This is a genomic window from Halodesulfovibrio marinisediminis DSM 17456 (assembly GCF_900129975.1).
Taxonomy (GTDB): domain Bacteria; phylum Desulfobacterota; class Desulfovibrionia; order Desulfovibrionales; family Desulfovibrionaceae; genus Halodesulfovibrio; species Halodesulfovibrio marinisediminis.
This window is the reverse complement of the sequence record NZ_FSRG01000004.1, coordinates 374,046-393,874: the sequence shown is the minus strand read 5'-3', so window position 1 is coordinate 393,874 and position 19,829 is coordinate 374,046. Positions and strand designations below refer to the sequence as shown.

At 47.5% G+C, this 19,829-nt stretch carries 14 protein-coding genes; 13 read left to right on the top strand and 1 reads right to left on the bottom strand.

All coding sequences use genetic code 11. The annotated features are described in order from the left end of the window. The 13 genes from BUR09_RS06330 (at position 1) to BUR09_RS06270 (ending at position 15,076) form a co-directional block, all read left to right on the top strand. A complete protein-coding gene (locus BUR09_RS06330) occupies positions 1–1,587 on the top strand; it encodes an ATPase, T2SS/T4P/T4SS family (RefSeq protein ID WP_074216102.1) in 1,587 nt (528 codons plus the stop codon). Beyond that, the gene (locus tag BUR09_RS06325; protein ID WP_074216101.1) at positions 1,587–2,660 is read left to right on the top strand and encodes a type II secretion system F family protein; all 1,074 of its coding nucleotides are present in this window, start codon (positions 1,587–1,589) and stop codon (positions 2,658–2,660) included. Before BUR09_RS06330 ends, BUR09_RS06325 begins: the two co-directional genes overlap by 1 nt. 9 nt (positions 2,661–2,669) lie before the next feature. Further along, positions 2,670–3,212: a type 4 pilus major pilin gene (locus tag BUR09_RS06320; protein WP_084539357.1), complete on the top strand. Its 543-nt coding sequence runs from the start codon at positions 2,670–2,672 to the stop codon at positions 3,210–3,212. A gap of 9 nt (positions 3,213–3,221) precedes the next feature. Continuing rightward, entirely contained in the window at positions 3,222–4,493 is a 1,272-nt protein-coding gene (locus BUR09_RS06315) for an ATPase, T2SS/T4P/T4SS family (RefSeq protein ID WP_084539356.1), read from the top strand. Then, positions 4,490–4,918, top strand: a complete 429-nt coding sequence (gene pilM / locus BUR09_RS06310) for a type IV pilus biogenesis protein PilM (protein ID WP_074216100.1) — start codon at positions 4,490–4,492, stop codon at positions 4,916–4,918. Before BUR09_RS06315 ends, pilM begins: the two co-directional genes overlap by 4 nt. Positions 4,919–4,927: 9 nt before the next feature. Continuing rightward, positions 4,928–6,088, top strand: coding sequence for a shufflon system plasmid conjugative transfer pilus tip adhesin PilV (gene pilV, locus BUR09_RS06305; protein WP_074216099.1), 1,161 nt, complete (start codon positions 4,928–4,930; stop codon positions 6,086–6,088). A 106-nt stretch (positions 6,089–6,194) separates the two neighbouring features. Beyond that, positions 6,195–6,797: a phage tail protein gene (locus BUR09_RS06300; RefSeq protein WP_084539355.1), complete on the top strand. Its 603-nt coding sequence runs from the start codon at positions 6,195–6,197 to the stop codon at positions 6,795–6,797. Between the two features lie 8 nt (positions 6,798–6,805). Then, the gene (locus BUR09_RS06295; protein ID WP_074216098.1) at positions 6,806–8,041 is read left to right on the top strand and encodes a TrbI/VirB10 family protein; all 1,236 of its coding nucleotides are present in this window, start codon (positions 6,806–6,808) and stop codon (positions 8,039–8,041) included. 2 nt (positions 8,042–8,043) lie between these two features. Then, entirely contained in the window at positions 8,044–10,065 is a 2,022-nt protein-coding gene (locus tag BUR09_RS06290) for a type IV secretory system conjugative DNA transfer family protein (protein WP_074216097.1), read from the top strand. Beyond that, the gene (gene traF, locus BUR09_RS06285; RefSeq protein WP_074216096.1) at positions 10,056–10,568 is read left to right on the top strand and encodes a conjugative transfer signal peptidase TraF; all 513 of its coding nucleotides are present in this window, start codon (positions 10,056–10,058) and stop codon (positions 10,566–10,568) included. The genes BUR09_RS06290 and traF overlap by 10 nt, the downstream gene beginning before the upstream one ends. Before the next feature lie 12 nt (positions 10,569–10,580). After that, positions 10,581–10,793: a hypothetical protein gene (locus tag BUR09_RS06280; protein WP_074216095.1), complete on the top strand. Its 213-nt coding sequence runs from the start codon at positions 10,581–10,583 to the stop codon at positions 10,791–10,793. A 6-nt stretch (positions 10,794–10,799) separates the two neighbouring features. Beyond that, entirely contained in the window at positions 10,800–12,908 is a 2,109-nt protein-coding gene (locus BUR09_RS06275; protein WP_074216094.1) for a zincin-like metallopeptidase domain-containing protein, read from the top strand. 71 nt (positions 12,909–12,979) lie between these two features. After that, positions 12,980–15,076, top strand: a complete 2,097-nt coding sequence (locus BUR09_RS06270) for a DNA topoisomerase III (RefSeq protein ID WP_074216093.1) — start codon at positions 12,980–12,982, stop codon at positions 15,074–15,076. A gap of 62 nt (positions 15,077–15,138) precedes the next feature. Here BUR09_RS06270 and BUR09_RS06265 read toward each other — a convergent pair whose 3' ends face one another. Next, positions 15,139–19,800 (bottom strand): AAA domain-containing protein, encoded by a 4,662-nt coding sequence (locus tag BUR09_RS06265; RefSeq protein WP_074216092.1) that lies wholly within the window; start codon positions 19,798–19,800, stop codon positions 15,139–15,141. Positions 19,801–19,829 lie beyond the last annotated feature (29 nt).

Sequence of the window (19,829 nt, the reverse complement as noted above, 5' to 3'; positions counted from 1 at the left end):
ATGAACTCCGCAATGCCTGAAAACCTCAAAGGAACCGTCATCATCGTTGATGGTGTGGTGCATATTTCCGACTCGCTGGCCAAAGACGACCACGAGCTGCTCTCCTACCTCAGCTTTGCAGCTCGCAAAGGCTTTACGGAAAACAAGTGGCACTCCATCAAGGAATTTGCCGAGCTCTACAAGAAAAATAAGAAGGCCGTCAGTGAAAGTGAGGTTCAGAACATGGCCGTTAATATTCTGCAAGATGCCCGTGAGGTCGGTGCATCCGACATTCACATTGCCGATTATGGCGCATTCACCACAATCCAGTTCCGTAGAATGGGAATGCTCGAAGAACGCGAACAGCTTCCGGAAGGCGTGGGTCATAAGCTTTTAAGCTCGATGTACACCACCATGACTGAGGGAGCTGATTCCAACTTCAGTAAAACTGAGCGACAGGACGCCACACTCAAAAGTGAATTTTTGCCGGCTGATGTCCAGTCTGTTCGTCTGCACACTGAGCCGCTTCAAGCTGAAATGGCAAAAGACAAGCAAGGCACATTCATGGCTATGCGCCTCTTGTACGACGTTACAGAAGCAACAGGTACACTTGAAGAACGTATGCGAACTCTCGGTTACACCGAGCAACATATTGAAATCTTCAAGTACCTCTCAACCCGTTCGGGATGCGTGATCTTCTCCGGCCCTACTGGTTCCGGTAAAACCACTGCTATGAAACATGTCATGGAGAGCATTGCCGCTGAGAACAGAGACAAGTCTTACATGTCTCTGGAAGATCCGCCGGAATTCACCATGAACCTCGTGAAGCAGATCCGTCTTGTCAGTGACTACACAGATGAAGCAAAGCGTGCTGTTCTCTTCAGGGCTGCCCTTGGCGGCATGATGCGCTCAGACATCGACGGCTTGATGATCGGCGAAATGCGTTATCCGGAAGTCGTCATGGCCGTTCTGCGAGCTGCGCAGACAGGTCACAGCATTTGGACATCCACCCACGCATCAAGCGCGCTGAACATCATTACACTGCTGTCGACAATGCTCACTGACTACGGCATTGCCCAGCCAAGAAACTACCTTTGTGATCATTCTATTTGCTCCGGACTCATCAACCAACGTCTGGTGCCTGTGCTTTGCGAGCACTGCAAACGTCCGTTCACAGAGATCGTGAAACTACCGGAGAATGATCCAGAGCGCCTGCGCATCCTTCCCCGTGGTGTTTTTAACCGCATGTTGGAAGTCATCGACACCGACAAGCTTGAAAACGTCTACTTCAAAGGTAATGGCTGCGAGCACTGCGACAACATGGGAATCGTCAGTCAGACTGTTGTGGCTGAAGTCATTGCAACCGATTACATCATGCTCGAGCACCTGCGTAAAAATGACTTCATCGGCGCACATAAACATTGGATCAACGAACAGAACGGTAAGTCCTACGTCGGGCACGCTCTTGATCTCATTAGTGAAGGAAAAGTGGACCCGACAGCCGTTGAAAAGAAACTCGGCGTTCCGCTTAACTACGACAAAGCATTTGGGCACTACAGCTTCAACGCAGAGGACTTGAACCGCATGTCCGGTGCCGGAGGCAAATAATGTTTGCCCAGTCTGACAAAATGCGCATCATCTCCGCCCTGTTCTTTTCCGGAAAAGTTCGCCGTAAGTTTTACCTAAAACTTGCTGCGATGACTGAGAACGGACTGAGCCTAAACGATGCCCTCGAAACCATGCATGAGCGGCTTGCCCGAAAAAGTAATCCACAACAGATGATCTTCTCTGAAGCGCTTCTGCGTATGCAGGGTGGCGGCTCTCTGGCTGACGCTTTCTATGGTTTCATTCCTGATGCAGAATACATGCTGATTAAAAGTGGTGTGGACGGTGGCGATCTGCCTCATGCTCTTGAGCTGACCTGCGGGTTGATTGAAGCAAAGCAAAAAATTGTCAAAGCCATTATCGAAGCACTGAGCTATCCGATCCTGCTTTGTTCCCTATTACTCGTTTTCATGCTGGTTCTTGCGCACTACGTTGTCCCGCAGCTTTCGCTCATCGTAGATCCTGCGAGCTGGCGCGGTGCAGCAGCCACTCTCTACTCAGCTGCCTTGTTTATCGGCTCGCCGTCAGGGGGCTTATTGTTGTGTAGTGTAGCCGGCTCTCTGGCATCCATTTTGAGCACCTTTCCGTACTTCACTGGAAAACTCAGAATTAAATGCGACAAGCTCCCGCCGTGGTCACTCTACAGGTTGATTCAAGGATCTATCTGGCTTTTCACGTTAGCCACTATGCTCAAAGCAAACGTGCAGCTCTCTGTTGTTCTGGATGACATGCTGGAATCCAGCAAGCGAAACAAATGGCTTAAAGAACGCGTCTATGCGTTTCGCGCACAGCTTAATCTCGGCAAAAGTCTCGGCGAAGCACTGGACGACAGCGGTTTTGAGTTTCCGGACAAAGAAATCGTCGAAGATCTTGTCATCTACTCCACACTTCCTGGCTTTGATGCCCGTCTTTACTCCATTGCACAGCAGTGGCTCACAGAAGGCATCGACCACATTAAAGGGCAATGCAAAATTCTCAACTATGCCCTTCTCTTCCAAATCCTTGCTGTGCTTTGCAGCATCGCACTCGCAGTTTCATCCCTTCAACAACAACTTAGTCCTTCAGTTCAATACTAGGAGATCATTATGAATACTCAAGAAACGACTACTCACAACACCCCAAACCTTCCTCCACATCTTAAAAAACAAGGCGGCTGGGCAATGGCCGACATGCTGGGAGCAACCCTGTTTTCTCTCATCATGCTTGCCGGCGTCGGACTTCTCTTCAGTAACCTGTACGAAAACAACAACCTCGCAGACACAGAACAGGCCCTCTCCACTCTTCGTATGGAGATTAAGCAGCTCTACACCTCATCTCCGGATTATGCGGGACTGACAACTGCTAGCGCCAAAACCTCCGGCATCATTCCAAAGAAAATGGAGAAAAGTAACGGTATTCGCAACGTCTGGAACGGTGCTGTGACAGTTGAAGCCGGCGTTAACCCGAACACCTTTGTAATCGGACTTGCAGAAGTCCCTCAAGGAGCATGCACCAAGCTTGCCACTTACCAGAGCGGCTCATGGGTCGAGGTCAAAGTTAACGGCTCCACCCTCAACCAGAACAGCATTGTTTCAGAAGCAGCAGCGCAGTGCACAAACACTAACACCCTTACTTTCACCTCTAACTAAGGAGCACATATGCGTCTTAGTGACTTAACCTTTTCCAGCATTCTTGTTTTCGGTTCAGAACAAATTGTTGTCCTGGGCGAACAAGAACAGATCCCAATGGATCACGATGACACAGAGTTTCTCGAAGATGTGGCACAACTCATCGCAGCTATCGATGAAAAGCGCTCTATGCCCCCTGAATTACGTTCATTCACTGTTCCTGTTGAAAAGTACAACTACAATATCATCGCTGCAAAAGAAGGTGTGTTCTCAATCTCCAGAGGTGAAGCTGCGCTTGTAGACCCGAACGAAAAGCCGCTGACGCTCAATGAGCTTGAGTTTTCAGACATCCTGCTCAACAACGGAAGCGGAACCTATTTGCGCGGGTTACGAGGCTTCGGGCGACAAGTGCTGCCTTCACCAAGTGAGTTTCAGGAAGAGATCGACGAGCTGCGTGCTCAGGTGAATAGCGAGTTTGCAAAGCACAAGCGTCATTCCTTCCGGATCAACTTCAAAGGCCGCTCATACCGCGTTGCTGTGTTTGACGGAATTGCCTCCGGAAACGGACATGCTTTCTCTTTAAGGAAAGGTATGGACACCATTCCAGACTTCTACAGTCTCGGGCTTCCAGAGCCTATTGCTGAATGGCTTACAGATGCCAACCAGAAAAAGGGACTAATCCTTTTCTCCGGCGCACAAGCTTCCGGCAAAACAACATCGGCTGCCTCATGCATTTCAAAACGTCTCGTTAAGTTCGGCGGCCATGCCCTGAGTATCGAAATGCCCGCTGAAATGCCGTTAAGCGGAATGCACGGCGAACATGGTACTTGCTGGCAGTGCGACCTAGACAGTGAAGCGGACCTTCCTGCTGTTCTTCAGGTCTCACATCGCTCTACAGCAGACATCATCTACATCGGTGAGGTACTCGGAAGCACGACCGCAAGTGAGTTGTTGCAGGTAAGTCTCAGCTCAAGTCACCAGCTCATTTTCAGCACCATTCACGGAAACGGCGTTGTGGCTGCTCTTGATCGCCTCCTCACATGGGCAAAGGAAACGACCGGTGAGGCAGCTGCGCTCAACCTTTCCGAATGCCTTCTTGGAGTCATCCATCAAGAGCTAATCCCGACAGATAACGGAGGATGGAAACTCGATGTTCCGGAATTCCTTCTATTGCCCAACACAAACTCCCAGCGTGCAAAGTCTGCCCGAGCCCTCATCAAGGACGGAAATCTCAAAGCGCTTCATGATGTGATCAAGTCACAACGCAGCGTTGTCCTGTATCAAGGAGTAGAAAACCTATGAAAGCTCTGGCTGTTTTTGCAGTGCTTCTCGGTGCTATTGCTTTGTATTCGCTGCAACCGCAACTCGGTCAAAGTGATGAATCTGCACAGACTATAGCGACAAATTACGTCGTCTACCGCAATGCAGCAATTACGTACGCAGTAAACAATCCAGTAACCACCGGAACACTCACACCAGCCATGCTCGGCCTGCCATCTGATTGGCGGGCCTTGCGGATCTGGCAAAACCGCGTCGAGGGAAACACGCTCTATGTATACGGCACAGCAAGCTCACAAGAAATCGTTGCCGTACAAAACATTCTCAAAGGAAGTTTTGCAGTAGGCGTAAACCAGAACAACCACCTTGTAACAAGTCACGGCACATGTGTTGCCCTTCCATCATTCATTCCTGAAGGCAACCTCACAACCGTGATCAGCGTAAGATAGGTGGCTGTTATGGAAAAACATAAAAAGCCCACACCCAATGCGCAATCCGGTTTTGCAACCGTGGATGTCATGGCAGCACTGCTGATGCTTTTAATCCTGACACCTACCCTTTTGGGGTACATCGAGGACGGGCTGGAAAAGAGTAAGCAGCGCGCTATTGCAGATCACTTGTCCGCTGTCACAAAGGCAGTTTCCAAATATACCAAGGAGCACAGGGCAACACTGCTTGCAGCAGCCACAGCCACTGCATCAAAAGAAGTACCCTTCAATGACGTCCGCTCTGCCGGCTTTCTGCCACCTTCATTCTCAAACAAAAACGCATGGGGGCAGACATACCGGATTTTCGTCCTCGAACCTGAGTCGGAAACCCTGCAAGCCGTTGTTCTGACATACGGAGGCAGAACACACGACACAGCTAAACCCAAGTTTGCCAGTGCTACAGTGCCGGCAACAGCAGCACTTGTTGGAGCAAACGGAGGATTTATCCCCACAGGACTCCTAACAGGACAAAGTAATCAAGAACTTCGCGGAGCATTCAGTGGATGGGTATTACCTCTGTCAGCAACAGACATTCCTGTCCCGCCGGCTGGCCATCTTGGTTCACTTGTTTTCTATGACCAGTACGACATCAGGCAGGATTATCTCTACCGTTTCGCAGTGCCGGGAAAGCCCGAACTCAACGAAATGCGCACTGAGCTGGATATGACTTCGAATGCGATCCGCAACGTAGGGGAAATCCAATTCGCCAAACACGACACAGTGCCGGCCAGCTTTTGCGATGCTCCGGAGGATGAAGGTCGCGTATTTCTCCACAAGGATTACGGGCTCTATATTTGCCGTGAGCAAAAAGCGCAGACCGTGGCTGACACCGGCAACACAGACCTCGTTCGCACCACAGCGCTTGCGGCAAACGGCGACCGATTCAAAAAGCCCAAGTGTCCTGAAGGAACTAACACCACACCTGCCATCTTTGTAAGCCCAACAATCGTTGCCGAAGGAGCGCTGGCAAAGCCAATGGTCACATTCCAATCGTGGGCACTGGATTTAGGCGACGAATGGGAAGTGAAACTCCGAGTCAAAACCGACGAGGAAGAAGGCTATCAATTCCCGACTTCCAACTATGCCCGAATGAACGTGCAGACTTACTGCGCCAAAGACACCAACGACTAATCTCTATGCCTTCGGCGAGTCTCCGACGGGCGAGGCGCTGCCCCTGCTCACCGCAAGGGGAGACTCTCCCCTTGCCCTTCAATGTCTTTTTCAACAGGAGCACCTTATGAAAAAACGTTTCTTACGCACCTCAGCGTATCTACTGGCATCACTGGCAATCATCTTTGCCGTTTCCTTCGCCAATGCTGGCGATTCAACGAGCTTTAACCCCACAGCAGTAACAGTACAGGTTGATTCCATTGGCGGCGTTCCAATCGGTAGCATCATTCCTTGGCCTTCTTCAACACCACCCAAAGACTACCTTGAATGTAACGGGCAATCTTTTTCAGCTGCGACATACCCCAAACTAAAAGTAGCTTTGAATGGAGCAACAACGGTTCCCGATTACCAAGATGAATTTCTTCGTGGCGCCAGTGCTAGCCGAGCCGTTGGGTCAAAACAAGTTGACGCAATCCGAAACATTACTGGCAGTTTTTATGCAGGCGAATTCAATTCGCTCGACGGTGATCCCAATGCCTTCACTGTTATGAAAGGCAAGGGAGCCTTTAGTTCAGGCGGAGTGACATCAATCCACGGCTGGGGAAGTCAGTCTGGATTTCATAGTGACCATACATATCGAATTGATTTTAAAGCCAGTGACCAAGTACCAACAGCAAACGAAAACCGTCCCCGCAACGTAGCTGTCATGTACATCATCCGCGCAAAATAGAGGTCTTTATGTCTGATGAAAAGAAAGATCCGAACGGTCTTGAGCGCCCAAAAGTTAAAGTTGTTAAGCTCAATCGCAATCTGTTTTACTTCCTTATTTTCGCTGCAGTCGGACTCTTTATCTTTCTGGCAATGGAAGTTGACAGATCCACTACCAAGACCACCATCATTCAGGAACAACAAAAAGCTCCAGCTCCTCCGGACAATAAACTTCCTATAGAAAATCCAGACCAATCCGCCGGTCTGGCAGTTCCCAATGATCCACCAGAAGAACCACAACCTGTAAAGGAATTCGATGAGTACGAACCGATCAATATCGTACAAACCACCACAAGAAATCCGCTATTAGAGCAGCAACGAAAGGAAATGGCTAAGCTGCGTCAGTTGAAATGGCAGCAACAGCAACAAGCCTTTGTTTCTCCACTCCGTTCTGGAAACATTCCGCAACAAGCGTCTCAAACTCAACGTTCAGCAACAGTTCAACAGCCTCTTTCTGCTCAAGCTGAGGTGTACCCAAGCGCACCGCCAATGCCTCATCTTCCAGAGGGCGCTTACAATCCAGCTGATCAGAAAGACAAAGAAGCGTTTCTTTCAAAACGCTCCTCCGGAAACTCTGAATGGACGTTGAAACACGCACGAACTCAGGGCAATCCCTTTGAGTTGAAAACTGGAGCGGTCATTCCTGGAATCATGATTTCAGGAATCAACTCAGACTTACCAGGGCAACTCATCGGGCAAGTATCACAGAACGTCTATGACACGGCTACAGGGAAATATCTCCTCATTCCTCAAGGGAGCCGGATGATCGGCGTCTATGACTCCAGAGTTGTTGCTGGTCAGTCCCGCGTCCTTGTTGCGTGGAACCGCATCATCTTTCAAGACGGATCTTCCATAACGCTCGGCTCAATGACGGGTGCAGACATGGCAGGCTACAGCGGTTTTTCCGACCACACAGACAACCACTACTTTCAAACCTTCGGTACTGCCGCGCTCATGAGTCTTATCTCAGGAGTTGGTGCCTATGCATCTGACACGTTCAAAAGCGACACAGCTTCAAACAATAAACCGTCTCTTCAGGACGAACTAGGCTCTGCCCTTTCAAGCGAACTGGGCAAATCCAGCCAAAGGCTGTTGCAGCAGAACCTCAACGTACAGCCGACCCTCACCATCCGCCCTGGCTACCGCTTCAATATGGTTGTTCAAAAAGACATTGTCTTCAGCAGCCCTTACAAACCGTGGAGATAAGTATGTCGGACAAACCTAAATACGGACTTGGCAGTATTAACAAGCACAAGTTCCTCTGGCTTCTCTATCCTGCGATCCTGTTTCTTCTAGCTCTAATCGCCTTCAGTGTAGCCACGCAACAGGTGGCAGCAACATACAATTACCATCCAGCGCTTAACGGCATGATCTTCAACGGCTGGTATGTACCGTGGGCTATCATCGGCTGGAGCCAGCAGTTTCCAGAAGCCGCCAACGTCATTGATGACGCTACGCTCTCAGGTCAACTAGTGTTCGTGGTTCCGTTATTTACAATCTTCGGACTTTGGCAGTTCTTCATGCGAACACCAAACCTCTACAAAGATCTTCACGGATCAGCTTGTTGGGCAAAGGAAAAAGACATCCAGAAGGCAGGACTTTTCGCTGACAAGGGCGTGTACGTCGGCGGTTGGCAGGATAAAGAAAATCTTCGTTATCTTCGGCACAGTGGTGCAGAACACATCCTCGTGTTTGCCCCTACCCGATCAGGTAAAGGCGTCGGGCTTGTTTTGCCTACACTTCTGAGCTGGAAAGAAAGCCTCATTGCCCTCGATATTAAGGGGGAAAACTGGGCACTCACTGCCGGATGGAGACAAAAGCAAGGGCACAGAGTGTTACGCTTTGAGCCGACAGACGAAACCGCCAGCGGTGCGCGTTTCAATCCGCTACAAGAAATCCGCTTACACACTGCCCACGCGATCGCAGACACGCAGAACATCGCCAGCATGATCGTTGATCCAGACGGCAAAGGGTTAAAAGACTACTGGAACAAAGCCGCCTTTGCCCTTCTTGGCGGAGCTATTTTACATTGTCTGATTGTGACTCTTCAGAACAAAAAGCGCATTGCAAACCTAAGCGACCTTGGATTGATGCTCGCTGATCCAGAGAAAGATAACGCAATTCTCTTTCAAGAAATGCTTGTTGCTGAACATGCAACCTTCCTGCAGGAGGCACTCGGAGCAAGCAAAGAAGAAGCATTAAGCGTTCAACGCTTCATTGCATCCTCAGCTCGTGAAATGCTCAACAAGGCTGATAACGAGCTGTCTGGTGTTGTTTCGACTGCTGTTGCTAACCTTGCCCTCTATCGAGATCCAATCGTTGCCGCCAACACTGCGGAGTGCGACTTCCGAATTGATGATCTGATGAACTATGAGGCTCCGGTATCACTCTACTTGGTAATCCGCCCTTCAGATATCGATCGTCTTCGACCGTTAATCCGTCTTATCCTCAACATCATTCTGCGTCGTCTTACTGAAGACATGGAGTTTGAGGACGGACGTTCTGTTGCCGGCTACAAACATCAGCTCCTTCTCATGATGGATGAGTTCACCTCTCTCGGTCGTCTGGAAATCTTTGAACGCTCTCTAGCATTCATGGGTGGATTCGGTCTGAAAGCGTACTTCATCGTGCAGGACTTAACGCAGCTCCACGCAGCGTACTCCAAAGATGAAAGCATCATGAGTAACTGCCACGTGCGAATAGCCTACGCGCCCAACAAGGTCGAAACGGCAAAGGTGCTTTCTGATATGACCGGTAAAACAACGGTCGTCACAAAAAAGACATCTCTCTCCGGAAGCCGCTCCGGCCACCTTGGCCGAGCAAGCGTGAGTGTTGGTGAAACTGGCCGCGCTTTGCTTACTCCGGATGAATGCATGAGACTTCCTGGCGCAAAAAAAGACGCCAACATGCAGATCATTGAAGCCGGCGACATGCTCGTTTTCCCTGCCGGCTTTCCGCCAATCTACGGTAAGCAAATCCTCTACTTCCTCGATCCCGTGTTCTCTGAACGAGCAAAAGTCAAAGCACCGTTAGCCTCTGACCGCCTTGTTCCAGTGAAAAAGAAAACAGCAGAGGACAGTTCTCCAGTTGTCTACACGGTAGAGCCAGCCACAACAAAAGCCTCTGAACCGGACGTTCCAGAGTACAACGTGGAACATGAACCAGTCTTTGAAGAAGAGCCAACCTATGACGGTGAAGAACCGAACTATAAGGAGGAATCATGCGCGTAACTCTGTTCTTTGTTTGTGGCGTCACACTCCTTCTCACTACTGCCTTTCATTTGGGATATCGGATCAACCTCACCCACTCTGAGCCAACCGGACTCTACAAACTGGCAAGCGCTCCGCTGGCAAGAGGTGACCTAGTCGCCTTCTGCCTCTCTCTGGAGAACGCCTACACAGCTATCTCAGCTGAGCGAAACTATCTTGGCACAAGCGCGCTCTGCTCTTCAGGTCAAAAACCACTTTTAAAAGAGGTTGTAGGACTGGCTGGCGACTCGGTCACAGTTCATTCGAGCTCTATTCAAGTGAATGACATGCTCTTCATTCTCACAAGCCGAGAACGCGACAGCCAAGGAAGAGAGCTGCCTCGCAAATTGCACAGCGTTGTCATCCCTGAAAGCAAAGCGCTCCTGCTTTCCACGCACCATAAAAATAGTTTTGACAGCAGATATTTTGGTCTTGTGGATACATCAAAGCTCCGCAAAGTAATTCCCATTTTCACATTTAACTAAATGGAGTCAATCATGACAGTTACCACCGAACAATACTTACGCGAAGCAGCATTGCTGTCTGACTCAGACGCAGCAGAGCTGGCCGAGTTCAACGAAGGCGTTCCTGTTGATCCGGACGTAGCCGATCACATGGGCGCGTTTGAAGAGGTAGCCCTGCGCTTCAAGGATCTAGACAAGCCACTTAATCGTGAGCTGCTGGAGAAAACCCTCAAAGAAATGAGGTAATCGTGTATGTCTGCCAAAAGAAAACCATTCCATCAGGAGTTTGCAGAGCAGATTATCGACGACTTGAAAAAAGGCACCGCGCCTTGGCAAAAGCCGTGGAAAGCTGGCGAATTCCATCCACCGTTCAATCCCATCTCTGGCACCGTTTACAGCGGCGTTAACTTTGTCTCACTTGCGCGTGAAGGCATGGAAGACCCGCGCTTTGTAACGTTCAACCAAGCCAACGCCGAAGGTTTGCGTATCAAAAAAGGATCTAAATCCCGTCCTGTCGTCTTCTGGCAGTTTACAAAAGAAGAAAATGTCCTCGATGACGACGGCAAGCCAATTCTGGATGAGGAAGGAAAACAGCAGAAAGAAACGTTTCTGCTTGAACGCCCTATTCTACGCTTTGCAAGCGTGTTCCACGCCACACAAGTCGAAGGAATGCCGGAGTGGAAAGGACAGGATGTTAGCTGGAATCCGCACGAACGTAGTGAAGCGATTCTCGAAGGCTCCGGCGCATCTATTAGCCACGACCAGCGCGACCGCGCATTCTTCTCTTACACATTAGACAAAATCAAACTTCCTCCCAAAGACAAATTTGATTCTCAGGACAAATACTATGCGACGGCTCTTCATGAATTAGGTCACTGGACTGGTCATGAAAAACGCTGGAAAGGCAGTGAACGAACCTTCGGCCCAAAAGGCACTCAGGAGTATGCCAGAGAGGAATTGAATGCTGAAATCGCCAGCTGGATGGTCAGCATGGAAGTCGGTCTTGAATATGATCGCGGCCGACACCTCGCCTACGTAGACAGCTGGATTCAGGCTCTCGAGAAAGATCCTTACGAGATTATGCGCGCCTGCCAGACCGCAGAACGCATCAAAGGTCATATGCTCGGCTTTGAAAAGGGTATCAAAATGGAAGACCAGAAAGAAAAAAACATCACAAAAGAAAAGGTCAAAGAGCAAGAGCCTGAGCAAACTCTTAGCCAACTGGCTAAAGAAAAGACTTACCTTGCTGTCCCATATTCTCAAAAGAACACAGCCAAGAAGCTTGGAGCCAAATGGGATGGCAGAAAAAAAAGCTGGTACGCTCCGGAAGGCTCAGATCTGACATCACTCAGCCAATGGCTTCCTGACGGAAAACAAAAAGAAGAAAAGCCTCAGATGGCTCCTGAACAGGAGTTTGCTCAAGCATTGCGTGAGGCCGGTCTGATCGTGGAGGGCCTGCCTATCATGAACGGCGAACTTCAGCGAGTCCGCGTTGAAGGCGGCAAGCAAAACAAAAAAGACGGTGCGTATACCGGTTATCTAGACGGTCGCCCTGCCGGCTTTATTGAAAACCATAAAACCGGTCTACGAACAAACTGGAAAGCAAACGGACACAAGCTTTCTCCTGAAGCAATGGCCAAAATAAAAGCCAACGCTGCTATGAGGCAGGAGGCTCGCGACTTAGAGCGCAGAGAAGCACAGGAACAAGCCGCAAAACGTGCGTATGCCAAATGGAGAAACGCGAAAGGCTGGGCACCAGAAGATCAGCCGTACCTCAAAAAGAAAGGGGTAAAAAGTCACGGCACTAAAATCGACATGCACGGCAACTTGCTTATCCCAGGTCGCGACTCGAGCGGTCGAATCCAAACAATGCAAACCATTACCCCAGAAGGAAAACTCTTCGAGTCTGGAGCCAAGAAACAAGGCGCGTTCCACCTTATCTCGCACTATTCAGGCACAAACCCAAAACAGCCACTTCTTATTGCCGAAGGCTATGCCACGGCTGCGAGCATCCACGAAGCAACGCACAAGCCAGTCGCAGTAGCATTCGACGCTGGGAACCTCGAACCAGTGGCAAAAGAACTGAAAAAAGCCTTTCCTGACGCGCCATTCGTGTTTGTTGCAGACGATGATCACACTCAGAAAAACAATCCTGGTATCAACAAAGCTCACGCAGCAGCGAAATCTGTGGATGGTGTTGTGGTTGAACCAAAGCTGACTGAAGCTGAGAAAGCAAAAGGACTCACCGACTTCAACGACATTCACCAAGAGCGCGGTTTAAACGCACTAAAAGTTGAGTTGAATGCCGGTATTCGCAAAGCACTCAGCAAAACACAAAGTCAGGAACTCATCCCGCAATAACACTTCAGCGTCCCGCAACTCTGCGGGACGCTCCTCTCCCCTCTATCCCACCAAACTAAAAAGGATACATCATGCGATTATTCATAGCTGAAAAACCCTCTCTTGGCCGAGCTATTGCCGAAGGACTCGGCAGCCCTCAAAAAAACGAAGGCTACATGACTTGCGGAGACGACACCGTGACATGGTGCTTCGGGCATTTGCTCGAGCTGGCAAACCCAGATGACTACAAGCCTGAATGGAAGAAATGGGATGCAAACACACTCCCGATCATACCGGACGAATGGAAGGTTCTTCCGCGCAAAGGTGTTGCTAAGCAGCTCAACGTCATCAAAAAGCTTCTGAAGAAAGCTGACGTTGTCGTCAACGCCGGCGATCCGGATCGCGAAGGTCAACTCCTCGTTGATGAAGTACTCGACCACTTCAAATACACAGGAAACACGCAAAGAATCTGGCTTGCGTCTCTTGATGAAAAGTCCGTCTCTAAGGCGCTTAATTCGTTAAAGGACAACAAGGACTACACTACGCTCTCACAAGCAGCCCTTGCTCGCTCCAGAGCTGATTGGCTGACAGGAATCAATGCTACCCGTGCAATGACGCTGCTCGGTCGTTCCAAAGGAATGCAGGGAGTATTATCATTGGGTCGTGTTCAGACCCCAACCTTGAATTTAATCGTCTCTCGAGACAAAACGATCGCTAATTTTAAGCCGCAAAAGTACGCGGTCGTTCAAGCTACATTGACTCACGAAAAAGGATCTTTCAAAGCTCAGCTTCAGCCTTCCGAAGACACGACGGGATTAGACGAAGAAGGACGTCTCGTTGATACCGCTAAGGCTGAGGCTATTGCAAAAGAAGCAACAAACCAGACAGGAACGATCGTTGAAGCAACTTCACAGAAAAAGACCGTTCATCCACCGTTGCCGCATTGCTTATCCTCTCTGCAGAAGGCTGCTTCAGCAAAATTCGGCATGTCGGCCAAAGAAGTTTTAGACATCGCGCAGCGTCTCTATGAAAAAAAGCTGACCACGTACCCACGCTCTGATTGCCGCTACCTTCCTGAAGAGCAATTCGATGATGCTAAGCGTATCCTTCAGGCGCTCTCTTCAACTCCAGTATTTGAAGTAGCAAATCCAGACCTAAAATCCAAAGCCTGGAACACAAAGAAGGTCACTGCACATCACGGCATCATTCCGACCGGACAAGTACCGGCGAATCTTCCTGCAGGAGAAGCAAAACTCTTCGAGTTGATCAGCACGACCTACGCCCTTCAGTTCCATCTTCCTCGAACCTACGAAGCAAAAAAAATAGTCTCCGAAATTGCCGGCTATCTCTGGTCAACAACCGGCCAAACAACGCTTGAGACTGGCTGGACGAAGTTCGACAAGCAACCTGAAGAGCAACCACTGCCGACAGTGAAAAAAGACGATGCTGTCTCCTGCGTGGAGTCAAAAGTGGACCTAAAACAAACAAAGCCCCCTGCAAAATTCACAGAGGGCACACTTATCGCAGCTATGGCCAGCATCCACCGCTTCATTGATGATGCTGAAGCTAAAAAGACATTGAAGGAAAACGAAGGCATCGGAACAGAAGCCACACGAGCTGGCATTATTGAGACTCTGAAACAACGTGGTTACATCAAGGCAGAAAAGAAAAATCTCGTTTCAACCGAACTCGGCCAGAACATCATCGCTCTGACTCCGAAAGAATTGAAAGATCCGATTACAACGGCACTCTGGGAATCTCGCCTAAGCGCGATCGCAGCCGGCACAGAACAGTTCGACACATTCATGGCCGATCAAGCGCACCTACTGCCAATTCTCATTACACCAATTACAAACTCAGCCGGCACTGGTCTGGAAGGACATCCCTGCCCAGAATGCGGCAAGCTTCTTAGAAAGCTTCCTTCCAAAAAAGAAAAAGGAAAATTCTTCTGGGCCTGCTTTGAGCACGACAAGCCAGTCTTCCTGCCAGACGTAAAAGGAAAACCAGGAACAAAACAACCAAAGACGAAACTGCTTCAAGCCCCATGCCCTGAAGAAGGCTGCGACAAGATGATGCGTCGTTTTGAGTCAAAGAAAAAGAAAGGAAAATTCTTCTGGGTCTGCGAAAATAAGGAGCATCCGCTAAGAAATGATGATGGTGGTAAGCCTGGTATGGCGTTTAGGGCATAGCTAAATAAAAAGTGCACCTTACTCGGTGCACTTTTAACATTTCTATAACATGCCAATAACGCCTACTCATCAACTGTTGATTGGAATTTTTCGGCTTGTTGCTCTTTAATAGCCAGGAGGGAATAGCCCTCATCCATTTCACCAAATTCAAGATCGTTTTTATATTCACGAAATTCTGAGTAAATGTTTGCTTCAGCCTCACCTTGGTGTGGATAAATTTTCATCGCACTTAACAAGTCAGTTAACTCTTTAAGACAGCCATCAGGGTCGATTGTATAACTTGAACCCCAGCAACGCCAAAACTTCCATCCAACTCGTTCCATTACCCTTTGACGCTTCCAGTCATCCATCCATTTTTCTTTTGGATGATATTTGTCTCCATCAAGTTCAACAGCCAACCGCCTATCATTCTCGCCCTCTACAACCAAGTCAATTGAAAACGCCCCTACTTTTACTTGTGGCGTAACTTGATATCCTAACTCAACAAGCTTTATGTAGACATCTCGCTCAAAATCTGAATCACAAAGTTGAACAGGTTCATCACACACATCTAATTGTGACATTGGATTTGCAAAGTGGCGTAAAATTTTAAGCCGTAGGTCTGCTTCATTTTTTAAATCAGCTTCACGTACACTTCTAAACAGGTACATACGATCACGAGCTCGTGAAAGCGCAACATTCATTCTTTGCTCGTCCTCACGTTTAGTCATCGCCGCTCCCTGCTTTGCACCTACTACCATGGAGATAAACATAATATCACGTTCTTTACCCTGGAAAGTCGCAGCATCCCCACAAGCAAAACAATGGCGTTCAAAAACTTCTTCACCAATTTCACGAAGTAATAAGTCTTGAATATATTTTGCTTGCTGAGCCCCTACAAGAGAAACTACTCCCATAGAGCGATTTGTAAATTTCGGGTCGTTAATGAGTAGCTTGATCTCTTCAACAATAGCTTCAGCTTCAAGCTCGTTAACCTTTCTCCGCTCATCTCTCTTTGCACCTGGAACAAAGATGTCTACTAGTGGTGGGGTAATTTTTTCAGAGCCTTTTGGAATTCTCAAAGGCACTAACGACTCAGCATAAAACTGCATACTAAAACGTATAATCGGCTCTACACATCTAAAATGTTCGGTAAGCATTATACGCTGACTTGGAAAAATAGAAGCGGCTAGATCGTATACAGACACACCTGGCATGAGAAGCTGAGCATTAGGCTGTGAAGAAAGAAAGTTATGTTTTAATTTTAACATGCTTTCTTCTGGGATAAATGCAGCTGTTGGGCTTACCTGCTTGTCATCACCGACCACAAGAACTTTCTTTGCCCGTAAGATCGCAGGAAGTGCATTAGTTATATCAGACTGAGACGCTTCATCTATTATGACTAAATCAAAAGAACCAAATTCAGATGGCAAGCTCTCGCTAATACGCCAGGCAGGCATAATCCAACATGGAACACCATCATAACAATCCTGCATCGCACGATACGCATCTTTACGATGCCTCGGTGCACGCTTCCCAGTTCCTTTGCCAATCTTTGATACAGCAGAAACAAAGCGCATCAATGCTCCCTGCACCCGTTCTGTCATATTTGATTGTAAACCAATACTCGTTTTGAGCTGTACAAGCTCTGAAAAGACTTTTTGCAAATCGCTAGCGCAATTTTTTCGTCTTTCAGAAAGTACTCTAATTTCAGTTCTTCCATCAATTTCTTCTAAATATTGGCGACATCTGCTCCACTTCCATGAAGAAAACCAAGTATCAGGTGCCCATATGTCTTCAGCCGCAATAAGAGGGTCGTTACAAAGAGCCGCGCTCCAATTTTTTGCACCTGCATCAAAAATCTTTTGTGCCACCTCGTCAACTGAGTCTAACGATAACGCCATACTATGAATTCGTTTGACTTCAGACAATAGCTCTTGCCATTCACGTCCTATTTCATCTGCTGAAACATTTTCATCACCAACTCGATTTTTTACAAAGGCCAAAAGCATCTCGGATATCTGCCCAGTGCACTGCTGCAAGGAATCGATAAGGCCAGAAAGTTGAGAGCGTCGTGAACTAAGTGCTATACAAGAGGTACTATCTGATATTGTTTTTATAAAACTAACAACCAATTCTAAATCATAAGGCAACTCGTCAATAGATACACCATATGGAAACAAAATTGAAATCTCAGCCTTCATATTTGGCCATAACGTTTCAACGTTTTTAGAAAGTTTTATTAATCCTAATAAATCAAAGAAGTCCTTAAAGTGCTCTCCAAAAGCATATGAAAAATTAGGCAAACCTAGTTCTTGCCCAACATGATTCCATCTAGAAAAGAACTTACGCATTTGATCTTGGTAATGGACATAATCCAAAACAATTTGCCATTCTTCTGGAGTGGTGGGCTTGGAACCATTCAGCAAGGTTTGTTGAATTAATGGCTGCGCAGCCTTGTTACTTAACTTTAAAAAACCAAAAGGTTTTTTACCTTGTACTAGCCTCTGGAGGGCATCTTCCACCTCAGAAAAACATGAAGAGAGATCAGCGATCTCAACATGATTTAAAACAAATTGGTCGCGAGATTCTGCAAGCCCTAGTGCTGCTTCATAGAGTTCATCGAAAAATTTCTTCTCAGGCACACATTTGGCTTCATCACCATTCACCCCTAACCTATAAAATATGGCAAGCCACTTCTGAGCAGACAATTGTTCTAAAAAGTCCCTTAACTTTTTTAAATTCGGCAATAAGTTATTTGCCCGCTCTACCGCATTTTCAACAGAAAAAGACAACGTTGGCAGTTTTTGAGAAGCGGCCTGACGCTCTAATTGATGAGCAGAGACCAGGTCATGATGAATAGCCATTAACACAGCTGGGTCAGGTAACTCACCCACAGGAATAATTTTTTTACGTACGTAATGAAGATCTTGACCCAATCGTCTTCTAGCTTCGCGGATTTTAGCAACATCCTCGTTTGTGATATTTGGAGGAAATTCTAATGAGGAATTGACCTTATCAGGGAACCAAGAATGCTCTGACTGTTCTTCTGTGACTAACTTCGCTAAATCCATGGCCGACAGTTCTTCGCCATTCAATGTAAGTTCTTTTCCGATTAACGTAAGCTGCCGCTCTCCCCACTCCAAAAGCTTCTGATCAATCCTTGTTATTTCCTGCTCAAGTTGCTTTACCCTATTTTCATTTGCAGTTGCTTGCTGGTTTAAATCTCTTAAGTTGGTTTGACTAACAATACCCGCAAGAGTTTGAACAGCCCCTTCTAGTTGCTTCATCCCCTTTCGCTCGTTGGAAAGAAGACTAATCGTCAAAGGGCGAAGCTCTTCAGGAATTTGATTTTGCAATACAGAAAGAGCAGGCTCACCTTTTGAAGTAACTAGCACCCTGCGACCTAATGCAAGATAATGACAAACTATGTTTGCAATAGTATGCGTTTTACCTGTTCCAGGAGGCCCCTGAACAACAACACCGTCATGGTGCTCAAGTCGATCTACAACACGTACCTGTGCGCTGTTAAATGCTTTCGGGAAATATAAGCCGTGGTTCTCTGAAAATTGGCATTCGGAAACACCAGACTTGCTCCCTGAATCTACATACCGCTCAGTTGAGAGTTCTGATACTAAACGTTTCGCCGGTACGGGAAGACCTCCGCCATCTTCTAAGATTGCTTTAAACCTATTAATGTCTTCAATATAGTTTGTTGCTCTGCGAGGTCTAGCAAAAAACACCCAGCTGTCTGTGACTTCTAGCGTGCTAGAAATTGGGTTAGGCTTTCTATTAGCTTTATCAGGATTAGTGTCAGGCCAATAAAGACCAGACTCACTCAGTTGAGAAGCAGCCTGTCTCAACACTCCCTCATAACTTTCGCCATTATATGGAGAAAAATCTACGTCATCCGAAAGTTCAGAAAAAAACTTCTTCTCGAATCGTATTAGGGCATCTACACCTGGATTATCAAATTTAAAAAACGCTCCGGTATAAAGCGCTGGTGATGAATTTCTGGGAACAATTGTTAAAGCGCCTGTTTTATCTACGTCAATCTCAACAAGCTGCTCTAATAATGGATGGTCTATCGGATGTCCTTCATAATTCCAGCGTGCAATGCCAATTCCCCAAACCAACTCTACTGGCTGTTCATCGCTCTGGGCTTCGATTGATTGTTGGAGACTAAAAAGAGAATCATATATCTTAATTGAAGCACGACGTGGTTTTTCCTGTTCAGCCCATCGACTCCATTCCTCAAGAATATACTGGTCAATTTCATTCTTAACAGCTGGGTCATCACTCAAGTAATAAACAACATCTTTTAAGTTTGCTTTAATAGCTGCTTCAGCTAAAGGTTCCGTTACTTGCCGCTCTGTAATCTCACCGACATTTAACATTTGCTGCGCATCTGCTGCAGAAATTGTTTTTATTATTTTGTCATGAACAACTGGAGACTTCTCAGGGTCATTACTTACTTGCAACCATTCACTAATTTTTTCTTTAGGTTCCGGCGGAGATATTCGTTTAAGCCGCTCAAGTCGCAACCACCCCGTAGCACCTTCAGAAAGTTTTATATCATGGCTAATGCCAACCTTGTTTAAAGTTTCATGCTCCCACAAGGTTAGCTGCTTATATTCTGACAAAGTACAAACAGGTTTCTCGTTAATCTTCCCAAGATGGTGGGCATAATCTAATAAATCTCTGAAACGAGTGGCAACTTCAACACTAACAGGATCCTGACTCATGGCTAATGCTCGTCCTTAAAACAATTCTA